Source organism: Shewanella sp. SP1S1-7 (assembly GCF_031932105.1).
GTDB classification, from domain to species: Bacteria; Pseudomonadota; Gammaproteobacteria; order Enterobacterales; family Shewanellaceae; genus Shewanella; species Shewanella baltica.
In genome coordinates this window covers 186,550-198,664 of sequence record NZ_JAUOEU010000004.1, presented here as the reverse complement: position 1 = coordinate 198,664, position 12,115 = coordinate 186,550, and the positions used below count along the sequence as shown (strand labels likewise).

8 protein-coding genes are annotated in these 12,115 nt (G+C 49.2%); 5 read left to right on the top strand and 3 right to left on the bottom strand.

Annotated elements, in window-relative coordinates; translation table 11 throughout:
- Window positions 1-18 precede the first annotated feature (18 nt).
- From Q4Q49_RS05360 to Q4Q49_RS05350, 3 genes are all read left to right on the top strand, one after another.
- Window positions 19-1,560, top strand: a complete 1,542-nt coding sequence (locus tag Q4Q49_RS05360) for an efflux RND transporter periplasmic adaptor subunit (RefSeq protein WP_311998819.1) — start codon at window positions 19-21, stop codon at window positions 1,558-1,560.
- A 9-nt stretch (window positions 1,561-1,569) separates the two neighbouring features.
- Window positions 1,570-4,719 carry a CusA/CzcA family heavy metal efflux RND transporter gene (locus Q4Q49_RS05355; RefSeq protein WP_311998818.1) on the top strand — a complete coding sequence of 1,050 codons (3,150 nt, stop codon included), beginning with the start codon at window positions 1,570-1,572 and terminating at the stop codon, window positions 4,717-4,719.
- A 208-nt stretch (window positions 4,720-4,927) separates the two neighbouring features.
- Complete coding sequence (locus Q4Q49_RS05350) at window positions 4,928-6,097, top strand: ribonuclease T2 (RefSeq protein WP_311998817.1); 1,170 nt, start codon at window positions 4,928-4,930, stop codon at window positions 6,095-6,097.
- A 79-nt stretch (window positions 6,098-6,176) separates the two neighbouring features.
- Here the strand turns inward: Q4Q49_RS05350 and Q4Q49_RS05345 are convergent, their stop codons facing one another.
- From Q4Q49_RS05345 to plsB, 3 genes are all read right to left on the bottom strand, one after another.
- Window positions 6,177-6,950: a VOC family protein gene (locus tag Q4Q49_RS05345; protein WP_311998816.1), complete on the bottom strand. Its 774-nt coding sequence runs from the start codon at window positions 6,948-6,950 to the stop codon at window positions 6,177-6,179.
- 149 nt (window positions 6,951-7,099) lie between these two features.
- On the bottom strand, window positions 7,100-8,356 hold the full coding sequence (gene mtr / locus Q4Q49_RS05340; RefSeq protein WP_311998815.1) for a tryptophan permease: 1,257 nt from the start codon (window positions 8,354-8,356) through the stop codon (window positions 7,100-7,102).
- Window positions 8,356-10,779: a glycerol-3-phosphate 1-O-acyltransferase PlsB gene (gene plsB, locus Q4Q49_RS05335; protein ID WP_311998814.1), complete on the bottom strand. Its 2,424-nt coding sequence runs from the start codon at window positions 10,777-10,779 to the stop codon at window positions 8,356-8,358. The genes mtr and plsB overlap by 1 nt, the downstream gene beginning before the upstream one ends.
- Window positions 10,780-10,939: 160 nt before the next feature.
- Between plsB and lexA the strand changes: the two genes are divergently transcribed.
- Together lexA and Q4Q49_RS05325 are read left to right on the top strand one after the other, a co-directional pair.
- Window positions 10,940-11,560, top strand: a complete 621-nt coding sequence (gene lexA, locus Q4Q49_RS05330) for a transcriptional repressor LexA (RefSeq protein ID WP_006084613.1) — start codon at window positions 10,940-10,942, stop codon at window positions 11,558-11,560.
- Window positions 11,557-12,069 (top strand): cell division inhibitor SulA, encoded by a 513-nt coding sequence (locus Q4Q49_RS05325; RefSeq protein WP_006079607.1) that lies wholly within the window; start codon window positions 11,557-11,559, stop codon window positions 12,067-12,069. The genes lexA and Q4Q49_RS05325 overlap by 4 nt, the downstream gene beginning before the upstream one ends.
- The last annotated feature ends 46 nt before the right edge of the window (window positions 12,070-12,115 follow it).

Genomic DNA, 12,115 nt, shown 5'->3' with positions numbered 1-12,115 from the left:
AGGCTGGAGATGAGGCATATGAACCAATTTAATACAGTAAAAAAGCAGGCCCCTAAGGCCGTACTGATCTTGAGTAGCTTACTCATCAGTACGCCTTGGTTGAGCCATGCCCAGTTAGCGAACACACAAGAACCCGTTGCGACCGAAGCGGCAGTAAATTCTGCAACTGCGCCAAAGAATAATCCGTTAAATCAAGTGAAAACCTACACTTGTCCTATGCATCCCGAAGTGATCAGCCATGAGCCCGGTCGCTGCCCTAAGTGCAATATGTTTTTGGTTGAGAAACTTGATGCCGCGAACCCTACGGCCGAGCATGCACAGCATCAAGCCGCAGATCACCAAACCTCTGAACATTGGCAAACCTCTGCCGCCAAAGCTGCGAGTCAGGTATTCGATACCCCAACACCTAAGGCCGACAGTTTAGTTAAAGCCCAAAATCATGTGACAACAATCAAGTACGTTTGCCCTATGCATGCCCACATTATCAGTGATGTACCCGGCACTTGCCCTATCTGCGGTATGAACTTAGAAAAGGTCGAAACGGGCGGTAATACCCAAGAAATCAACATCAATGTATCCGGCAGCATGCAGCAAGCGTTGGCGTTAAAGGTGGCCAAGGTTGAACGCGACACACTGTGGAAATTTGTCGAAACCGTCGGTCAAATCGACTATGACGAAAGCCAAATCACCCATATCCATGCCCGCGTTACTGGTTGGATTGAAAAACTGATGATCAAATCCGTGGGTGATACCGTCAAGAAAGACCAACTGATCTACGAGATCTATTCCCCCGATTTAATCAACGCCCAAGATGACTACCTGCTCGCGATGGACACTGCTAAAGCAAACGGCCAAGGCCGCTACAAAGATTTGGTGCGCAATGCGGGCTTACGCTTATCCTTCCTTGGTTTTAACGACAGGCAAATCAAACAATTAGCCGAGTCACATCAAACCCAATATCGGGTACCTTTCTACGCCAAAGAAGACGGCATAGTGAAGGCTCTCGACATTCGCGATGGCATGTATATTCAACCGTCGACAGAAGTCATGTCTGTGGTGGATCTCTCCAAAGTCTGGGTGATTGCCGACGTCTTTGAGAACGAGCAAAGCTGGATTGCCAAAGGTCAGAAGGCCGAAATTGCCGTTCCCGCCATGAATATCAGCGGCATCGAAGGCACGATCGATTACATCTATCCTGAGCTTGATCCTGTCACTCGCAGCCTGCGAGTACGAGTAGTGCTCAACAATACCGAGGTAGATTTAAGACCTAAAACCCTCGCCAAAGTCTCACTATTCGGTGGCCCGAATAAAGATGTGCTAGTGATCCCGCAGGAAGCTTTAATTCAAACGGGTAAAGAAAACCGCGTGATCGTCAAGCAAACCGACGACAGCTTTACCGCCAAGGCCGTCACAGTCGGCATGATGAGCCAAGGTAAGGCCGAGATTATTTCAGGCCTGAATGAAGGTGAACGTGTGGTGATTTCGGGGCAATTCTTACTCGACTCCGAGGCTAGCCTCAAGGGCAGTTTAATGCGTTTAAGCAGCGGTCATCAGCACTAGGAGCGCGTTATGTTGAAATATATTATCGAGGCGTCCATCAGGCAGCGATTTATGGTGTTGATTATCGCCATCATGATCACTGTTTGGGGCGTACAGGAGCTGCGAAAAACGCCGCTCGATGCGCTGCCGGATTTATCCGATGTGCAAGTGATCATTAAAACCCCTTATCCGGGTCAAGCGCCAAAATTGGTTGAAGAACAAGTGACTTATCCCTTGTCGACCGCCATGTTAGCCGTACCTGGTGCTAAAACCGTGCGTGGTTATTCCATGTTCGGCGACTCTTACGTGTATGTCATTTTTGAAGATGGCACCGACATTTACTGGGCTCGCTCACGGGTGCTTGAATACCTGAGTCAGATCAGCAGCCGTTTGCCACAAAATGTGCAACCTTCCCTCGGCCCCGATGCGTCTGGCGTCGGTTGGGTGTTTGAATATGCGCTAGTCGATCGCTCCGGCAATTTAGATTTATCGCAACTCAAGAGTCTGCAGGATTGGTATCTCAAGCTAGAGCTACAAAGCGTGGCGGGCGTGTCTGAAGTCGCCACTGTCGGCGGCATGGAGCAAACCTATCAGATAGTGCTCGAGCCCGATAAAATGGCGATCTACAAGCTCGATATCGCCACCATTAAACAAGCCATAGACAAAGCGAACAGCGAAGCGGGCGGCTCAGTGATCGAGATGGCCGAAGCTGAATACATGGTGCGCGCCAAAGGCTATCGCCAGACGCTAGAGGATTTCCGTGAAATCCCCCTTGGCATCACTAGCCCTTCTGGCACAGGTTTAACCCTCAATGATGTTGCCACTGTGCGTAAAGGCCCAGCCTCTCGCCGCGGCATTGCCGAACTCGACGGCGAAGGCGAAGTCGTTGGCGGCATTGTGGTGATGCGTTACGGCGAAAACGCCTTAGCGACAATTGATGCGGTGAAAGCAAAACTCGAAGAACTCAAAGCCGGCCTGCCCGATGGGGTTGAGATTATCCCAACCTATGACAGATCTCACTTGATCCTTAAGTCCGTCGACAACTTGTTTAGCAAGGTCGTCGAAGAAATGTTGGTGGTCGGCTTAGTCTGTTTGCTGTTTTTACTGCATGCGCGCTCCACACTCGTGGCCGTGATCACCCTGCCGCTATCCATCCTTATCGCCTTTATCGTGATGAACAAGATGGGTGTTAACGCCAATATCATGAGCCTTGGTGGCATCGCCATTGCCATCGGCGCCGTGGTGGATGGCGCGATTGTGATGATCGAAAACTTGCACAAACATTTAGAGCATTTTAAAGCGAAACATGAGCGCGAACCCGATACGAAAGAGCATTGGCGCATAGTCACCGAAGCGTCGATTGAAGTCGGCCCTGCGTTATTTTTCTCATTGATTATTATCACCTTAAGCTTTGTACCTGTGTTTGCACTCGAGGCGCAGGAAGGTCGATTATTCGCGCCATTGGCCTACACTAAAACCTTCGCCATGGCAGCGGCGGCCTTTTTATCCATTACCTTAGTGCCGATTTTGATGGGTTACTTTATTCGCGGCAAAATCCCCAGCGAACGCAGCAATCCCATCAGCCGTTTCTTGATCGCGCTTTACCAACCTTCACTAAAACTGGTGCTGAAATTCCCTAAAGTCACCCTGATGTTAGCGTTAATCGCGCTGGCCAGCGCTTGGTATCCTATGACCCGCATGGGCAGCGAGTTTATGCCCGCACTCGAAGAAGGCGATTTGCTCTACATGCCAACGGCATTGCCCGGCATCAGTGCCAGCAAGGCCGCCGAAGTGTTGCAGCAAACCGACCGCTTGATCAAAACCGTGCCCGAAGTGGCCCGCGTGTTTGGCAAAGTAGGCCGCGCCGAAACCGCGACCGATCCCGCGCCGCTGACCATGCTTGAAACCACTATCATGCTTAAACCCCATGATGAATGGCGTGAAGGCATGACCTTAGATGGCATCATTGCCCAGCTACAGCAAACCGTAAAAGTACCTGGACTCACCAATGCTTGGGTGCAACCCATCAAAACCCGAATCGACATGCTCTCGACGGGGATCAAAACCCCTGTCGGCATTAAGATCACTGGGGCCGATGTCAACGAACTGCAAAGCATTGGCACTAAGATTGAAGCTATCTTAAGCAAAGTACCGCACACTAAGTCGGCTTATGCTGAGCGAAGTGGCGGCGGGCGTTATATCGATATCAGTCCGAAACTGGATGTAGCCGCACGTTACGGTATGACGTTGCAGGATATTCAAGATGTGGTGCGTTACGCCATCGGCGGTATGGACATTGGCGAGTCGGTACAAGGCGCCGAACGTTATCCAATCAACCTGCGTTATCCCCGTGAACTGCGCGACAATATTGAGAAGCTGCGCGAGCTGCCCGTGATCACTAAGTCGGGGCATTATCTGCCGCTACGTAACTTGGCCGACATCGAAATTAACGATGGCGCGCCTATGTTAAAGAGCGAGAATGGCCGCTTAATCTCTTGGGTGTTTATCGATATCGAGGGCACCTCTATCGGTGAGTATATTGCCACCGCGAAAACTGCCTTAGATACCGAACTCGTCGTCCCACCCCGTTACAGCTATAGCTTTGCGGGTCAGTACGAATATATGCAAAGGGTCGATGCTAAGCTTAAACAAGTGATCCCTATGGCGTTAGCCGTCATCTTCATCCTGCTGATGATGACCTTCGGCTCCACCATTCAGGCCAGCATTATTATGCTAAGCCTCCCCTTCGCATTGGTCGGCAGCACTTGGTTGTTGTATCTGCTGGATTACAACATCTCAGTGGCCGTCGCTGTCGGTATGATTGCCTTAGCGGGTGTCGCCGCCGAGTTTGGAGTGGTGATGTTGGTGTACCTCAATAACGCCATCAAACACAGGCAAGAAAAAGATAATTACCACAGCGTCAATGACTTGAAAGAAGCCTTGATTGAAGGCGCCGTTATGCGGATCCGCCCAAAAGCGATGACAGTGGCAACCATCTTCTTCGGCCTATTGCCCATTATGTGGGGCGCAGGTTCGGGTAACGATGTAATGCAAAAAATCGCCGCACCTATGGTAGGCGGTATGGTCACAGCGCCCATACTGTCGCTGTTTGTCCTGCCTGCACTCTATCTACTGATTTACTCGCGTAAATTAAACAAAGATGCTGCGCACGTAAGTTAACGGCAAGAGAGCACCCATAAAAATCCCCTCAAGCTATTAGGGTTTGAGGGGATTTTTCATTCAATCAGATTAAAAATCTAATTTAGCAGCCGTGCTACACATCACTCTGAGTAAAATAAGCCTCTTAGTTTATAACGCTTATGTGTACCATTAACTTAGCGCACCACAGGATTGACACGACTTACTGCAGCAGAAAGGATTCCATCACATGATTAAGCCATTTTGTATGACCATCAGCCGGATATGGCCGCAAGCACTTTCCCTTAAAAGCCTATCGCGTACGTTATTTGCGGCGTTCGGTTTATGCGCTGCGCTAATCATTTCAGCAGCACCTGCCTTTGCCGCGCCCGCTAGCGGCGAGTTTATTGCCGACAAACGCTGTGAGCTCTTTCAATCGAAAAATAAACAGACTAACCCGGACCAATGGCAGAGCAATATTGGTGAGCGCTATCCGGTACTCGAAATCCTCGGCAACAGCGCTAAACCTGACTGGCTACGAGTACGCACCAACGCAGTGAAGTCTCCCATGCGGTGGATTAGTGGCGATTGTGGTCAGTATCTGTCTAATATAGCAGGCAGTAATGTATCGACACCTGCAACAGCGGTAGAACCGGCGCAAACCACTACAGCATCGGACATTAAAGCCAAAAGCCGAGATAGCCTTAAAGAGCATGGCACACCAGAGAAACGCCAAGGAGATCAATGCCAAATCGGCGGTGAATTTGACGCCAACGTGCTGGCCTTAAGCTGGCAAAGTACCTTTTGTGAACTCTATGGCCGCCGCAAAGCCGAATGCCGCGCCCTCAGCCAAACGCCTGAATCGAGCCAGTGGCAACACTTCAGCCTGCACGGACTGTGGCCGAATAAACAACAATGCGGCACACGTTATGGCTATTGCAGCACAGTCAAACTGCAACCGAATGATTTCTGTACTTATCCTGAGCTTGAACTGAATTCATCGGTGCGCAAAAATTTAGAAGAAGTCATGCCAAGCGCCCAATATGGCACCTGTTTAGAACGCCACGAATGGTGGAAACACGGCACTTGCCGTAGCCAAGACCCTAACGAGTACTTTTTATTGGCAACCCAGCTGACCCAAGCGGTCAATGCCTCGGCATGGGTACAAAAATTTATTCATGACAACATAGGTAAGAGTGTCAGTAAAAGTGAGTTAAACCAAAGTTTTGATAGCAGTTTCGGTCAAGGTGCTCACGCTAAAATGAGCCTAGAATGTGGCAAGGGATTACTGAGTGAAGTCCGCATTAACTTGCCCGAGGTCATTAAAGCCTCAGACTCCTTGCCTAGCCTACTCGCCAAAGCTAACAAGGCAGGCAGAGGCTCCTGCCCTGAGACAATCATGATTGATAATGCTAATTAAACAAATGGTTAGACGAATAAAAACGGCGACTGAGTGTCGCCGTTTTTAATCTTAAATATGACTCGTCCTAAATATGGCCTTACATCTGATTAAGCTCGATCACCGCAAAGGTGGCACCTTGGGCATCAGCTATCACAGAGAATCGACCCACATCGGGGATATCACTGGGCGAAATACACACTTGCGCGCCTAACGCTTGGGCTTTTTCTGCAAATGCATCGCAATCGGCTACGGCAAAATAAAGCAGCCAATGGGGAGAGATATCGCCCCATTCGGGCATTATGGTCATCATACCGCCGATGGATTGACCATCAACTTGCCACTCAGAATATTCGATGTCCGGCATGTCGCTGGGCGAGTTAGTCCAAGGGAATATTTTGCAGTAAAAGGCTTCCTCAGCGCGTGGCTCTCTACAAGCCAGCTCAACCCAGCAAAGGGTATTGAGTTCACCCTGACGGCGAGCACCGATATGATTCTTCGCTTGCCACAGCGCAAAACGTGCGCCTTGTGGATCGCTCACCTGCGCCATCACGCCCGCATCAGCGACAATATGCGGCCCCATGTGCACTTGGCCACCCGCCGCTTGAATCGCTGCAATGCTGGCATCCATATCATCAACGGCAAAGTAGACACGCCAATGGCTAGGGATCTGCGACTCTGACTCGGGGATTTGGTACATGGCACCTAAATCATCCCCCGCTAAATTGAATAGCGAAAAATGACCTTCTGGGATCGGCATGTCAACTGAGTCCCAACCAAATAACGCTTGGTAGAATGCCTTAGCAGCTTGCCAATCGTGGCTTGCGAGTTCAACCCAACATGCATGTCCTTGTGCGTACTGAGTAATTTTCATCATTGGCTCCTTCGTTTTTACAATCATTCGAGTTAAGCCTGAGTTCGGGCTTCTGTCCAGTGTCGGGATAAAAAAGATCTGCAGGATTAAAACTCAATCGCTAAATACAAAAAAGCCCTCACGCAGAGGGCTTAAATCATCGAAACAAATTAGGAATATTGCGGCAGTAAATTTGCCATCGCGAGCAGATGACAAGCACCCGTGACTATGCCAAATAACACCACAAGAATAATCAGCGGCGTACCGCCTATCACTCTAAAACCTGTGCTCTCGGGGAATAACTGCCGCGATTTATAGGCCATCAGCGCCGGGACGATTACCGCCCACACTGTCGCCGCTAATGCCGCAAAGCCAATCGCCACTAAAAAGCCGTCGGGGAACAGTAATCCTAAAATCGTTGGCGGCACAAAGGTCACTAACGCGGTTTTCATCCGGCCCGAGCGCGAATCGTCAAAACCAAACAAGTCGGCGAGATAATCAAACAGACCTAAGGTCACCCCTAAGAAAGATGAAGCCACGGCCAAGTTAGCAAACAGGGTCAACATACTGTTCAACCAGCTACTTGCCATCACCTCGGACAAAGCGCCCACCAAGACCCCCATATTGCCGCCTTGACCAATAATATCGATAAACTGGCTGCGGGGAATATTGCCCATAGTCGCCACTAACCAACAGGCATAAATCACCAGCGCGATAAAGGTGCCGACGAAAATCGCCTTGATAATGGTGGTGGAATCTTTGCCGTAATACTTCACTAAGCTGGGAACGTTACCATGGTAGCCAAAGCTGGCAAGACCAAAGGGTAGCGCCGCCCACAGATAAGGTGAAAAGCTATTATTACCATCGGGTTCGAGCAACTTAGTCACATCGATTTCGATCAGTAAATTGCCAATAGCAAGGAAGAAGGTAATGATCATACCGCCGAGCATAATCGTGGTAATGCGATCCACGGCCTTAGTGCTGATCAATACAATACTCGCCAACACTATGGCAAACACCAGCCCAGCAACACTTTGCGGTAACTCAATTCCCATGCCCTGCAAGCTGTGGTTTACAATCGAACCACCGCCGCTGATATAGGCATAGGTCAAAATATACAGCACGAACGCGATAGAAACGCCGTTCACTATCCGCCAAAACTGCCCTAAGGTTTGCTTGCTTAAAGTATCGAAGCTGGCACCGGGTTCGAAATGCAAATTGGTTTCGAGCAACAATAAGCCCGACATCAACATGCAAAACCAAATGCCTAATAACATTAAAATCGAATAGCCAAACCACATACCTGCACCGACCACGGGCAGAGAAAACATCCCTGCACCTACGGTCGTGCCAGCAATAATCATGGCGCCGCCGAGCAAGGACTTACCTGCGGGCTTATGCTTAGCCGCATTCATATGATTTGCCATTAAACTGTATGCTCCGCGGTGACACTCGCCACTATCGTTTGTTTCACTGACGGACGTAATAAGCTATTGGCTTGATCTCGTATGCGATTGATATTGGACTTATCTTGGTTATCCGCTAGATAGCCCAATTCTTTGAGCTTAACGCTCAAGGTGCCGTAAAGTTTCTTATCGTAGAACTCAGGCGCAGTAATGCCATGCAAAGCGCCTAAACGCTGGGCGAGTAGATGACTCTCAGACTCAAGTTCTGAGCGCTCCATCTTAGGTCTGTTTGCTAACAGATTGAAAATAATGGCATAGCGTTGCAGGGTCTCGCTTACTGAACTGGCTAACAATAATAGTTGGCTAGTGTGCTCTGGCACGACAGCTAAGGTATCAGTCTCGACCACTAACCCTTGTTCAATGAAGAAATCCAGCACTTGATTGACATAGGCAGGTACATCTTTAATGCCCATAAAGAGTTCTGCTTTCAGTAGCGGATAAAAATCGGCAACGATTGACACCACTTGCTGACGCGGGATCTGCTCATTATGCGTTAAGCAGCTCGCAATTAATGACGGCACAATAAATAAGTGAATGATATTGTTACGATAGTAAGTCATAGACACAGCCTGACTCGCTTCGATAGACACGATTTCACCTAAAGGATCGGCACAAACAACAAACTTATTCAGCTCTAAACCTTGCTGCACTAAATGCTTACCATCACCTTCGGCAACCGAAGTATAAGTAGTGTAAGGCACTTTTTTGAGTAGGGTCAGATACAGATCAAGCTGACGCTCCAACAGACTGCGCTCTAAGGCATTTTGATCTGTGGCCAGCAACACTAAACTCGTCAAGGTCACCGAACTCGCCGCCGCCGCATCGTTGATATTTGTCATCACTCGATTCGCTAGCACGTTTACCGCTGGCGTTAACCAACTCGGTTTTTGCTCAGGATCATCGGCTACCTCATTACGCCAGTTTGGCGCACGCTCATTTAAGAAGTTTTGCAGGGTAATGGGCTCGCCAAAGTTCACATAACCTTGGCCGAAATTACCCAGTTTGCGGATCGCGCCAAACACTTGCCACACAGATTCTTTTTTCTTTTTCTTACCGCTTAATTCTTTATGGTAAGTCGCTACCTCCATCACATGGTCGTAGCCTAAATATACAGGCACTAGCGTGACTGGACGCTCGATACCGCGCAGCACGCTGTTCATCGTCATAGCGATCATGCCAGTTTTGGGCGCCAATAGACGCCCCGTACGTGAGCGGCCGCCTTCGGAGAAATATTCCACCGAATAACCTTTAGCAAACAGTTGATCTAAATATTCACGGAATACTGCGGTATACAGCTTGTTGCCATTAAAACTACGGCGGATAAAGAAGGCACCACCGCGACGGAACATAGGTCCGGCGGGCCAAAAGTTGAGGTTAATACCGGCAGCAATGTGCGGCGGAACCATGCCTTGATAGTACAAAATATACGATAACAGCAGGTAATCCATGTGGCTGCGATGACAAGGCACATAAACAATCTCGTGACCATCGTGGTGCAACTGGCGAACTTGCTCGGCGCCTTTAATGTTGATCCCGCTGTAAAGCTTGTTCCACAACCAAGTTAAAAAACGCTCAGCAATACGCACTAAACTATCTGAGTAATCTGCTGCGATTTCATCAAGGTACTCAATAGCCGTCTCGCGCGCTTGGGTCTCAGAAATCTTTTTGTTGGCCGCTTCTTCTTGAATCGCTTTACGCAGCGACTCGGATTTGAGCAACGAATGAAATAGTGCTTGGCGATTTGGCAACACAGGTCCAGTCATCACCTTACGTTGACGACGGAAATGCACCCGCGCGACCCGCGCTAACTTATGAGCGATCCCCATGTCAGTGCCGTGTTCGTCGGCCATGTATCGCAGGGATACCGCATTCGAAAATTGTACGAAGTTATGTCGACCTAAGAACAAAATCATCAAGCACTTGCGCAGCCAAGTCGGGTTTTCCCGCTCAAACACAGCCGCCTTCATAGTGTCGTCTTCTTTCCCTGGCGTCCGGCCCCAATACAGGCTCACGGGCACCAGTTGAATGTCTAATTCAGGGCGTTCCTTATGCACGGCCAACAAACGCATAAAGCATTCGAGGAAAGGCTCGTTACCGGCACGCTCGCCAAACAGCGGCTTACGCCCTTGAAGGCAGACAACCCGAGGCGCAATCACACCGTTTGCCACTAAAGGCTCATAGGGGCTCGGCAGTCCTAACTTAGCCGTAATTTCGCTCAGGGCAGCGATGTCACTCAGCGATTCCGTTTTCATCACATAAGCAAGGGGTCTGGAGGCATCCAGATTCAGATCGGCAAAGGGATCCTGAGGCACAACAATAGTGTGCACTAAGTGTTTTTGGATCCAGCGTAATGATTTCAACCAAAGAGAGTCGTGTTTAGGCATTATTCTTATGCAATTAAGTACGTTTACTAGCCCGGTAGAATACCAGACTATGGGTAATATTCGCTAATTCTCTCCAACATAGCTAAAAAGTGGTTAATACTTGCGCTGCAAATAATACTGTATATACTAACAGTAACTGTATAGAAAAACAGGAAATACCATGAGACCTTTGACGCCACGCCAAGCTGAAATTTTAGAGCTAATTAAACGAAATATTGCCGATACTGGCATGCCACCCACACGGGCAGAAATCGCGACCCGTTTAGGTTTTAAGAGCGCCAATGCGGCTGAAGAGCATCTTAAAGCGTTGGCGAAAAAGGGCTGCATTGAGATCATGCCAGGCACATCGCGGGGCATTCGTCTGACTGCGGAAGTCGAAGAAGTAACTGAAACAGGTTTACCGCTTATCGGTCAAGTAGCTGCTGGCGAACCTATTCTCGCCCAAGAACATGTTGAACAGTACTACCAAGTCGACCCAAGCATGTTCCATCCCGCCGCCGATTTTTTACTGCGGGTTAAAGGCGACAGCATGAAGAATATTGGCATTCTCGAAGGAGATTTGCTGGCAGTTCATAAAGTACAACAAGCTAGAAATGGTCAAGTGGTTGTCGCTAGAGTCGACGACGATGTCACTGTTAAACGTTTCGAAAAAAAAGGTAATGTGGTCTATCTACACGCCGAAAATGAAGACTATTCCCCGATTAAAGTGGATTTAGGCTATCAAAGTTTAACAATTGAAGGACTCGCCGTCGGTGTGATCCGTAATGGAGATTGGCTATGAACAAACTACTTGGCAATGCACCCCGCCACCCGGGCTTGTGGCTCGATGAAGTCCGTGATGCCGACTATGACTGGCACCATGCACCTATCGCCTGCATGCCAACGAAGACTCAAGGTCGCCAAGAATTAATCCATCTGAGCGCGCAACTCGCCCAGTTAAGCCAACAGGGCCGTTGGTTAGTGCTCATCAACCCGCCGAGTATTGGCTACAAACAAATGCTCGCCAATGCAGGCGTGCGTATGGATAGAGTCTTGCTGGTGCACGCGAAAGATGAAGTGGAAACCCTGTGGGCGATGGAAAAAGCCTTAACAAGTGGTACGTCCAGTGCGGTTATTACTTGGACCCAATCATTAGATGCACGCGATAATCGTCGCCTGCAAATTGTCGCTAAAAGTGCCCGCGCCATGGGCATAGTGCTAGAAGACGTAAACAGTCACTTACATGGCGACGTACGCATTGAGCAAGGTAGCCTCTTCGGCCAACAATCTTTTTTTAGCGCTGTACATTAAATATTCATTTAATTTTTTACCTTGAAAGCCGCCTCGCCTATGAATG

What these genes read in the sequence shown, in the direction of transcription:
- Q4Q49_RS05360 (WP_311998819.1), top strand. Translation starts at nt 19, where the DNA reads ATGAACCAATTTAATACAGTAAAAAAGCAGGCCCCTAAGGCCGTACTG.
- Q4Q49_RS05355 (WP_311998818.1), top strand. Translation starts at nt 1,570, where the DNA reads ATGTTGAAATATATTATCGAGGCGTCCATCAGGCAGCGATTTATGGTG.
- Q4Q49_RS05350 (WP_311998817.1), top strand. Translation starts at nt 4,928, where the DNA reads ATGATTAAGCCATTTTGTATGACCATCAGCCGGATATGGCCGCAAGCA.
- Q4Q49_RS05345 (WP_311998816.1), bottom strand. Translation starts at nt 6,950, where the DNA reads ATGAAAATTACTCAGTACGCACAAGGACATGCATGTTGGGTTGAACTC.
- mtr (WP_311998815.1), bottom strand. Translation starts at nt 8,356, where the DNA reads ATGGCAAATCATATGAATGCGGCTAAGCATAAGCCCGCAGGTAAGTCC.
- plsB (WP_311998814.1), bottom strand. Translation starts at nt 10,779, where the DNA reads ATGCCTAAACACGACTCTCTTTGGTTGAAATCATTACGCTGGATCCAA.
- lexA (WP_006084613.1), top strand. Translation starts at nt 10,940, where the DNA reads ATGAGACCTTTGACGCCACGCCAAGCTGAAATTTTAGAGCTAATTAAA.
- Q4Q49_RS05325 (WP_006079607.1), top strand. Translation starts at nt 11,557, where the DNA reads ATGAACAAACTACTTGGCAATGCACCCCGCCACCCGGGCTTGTGGCTC.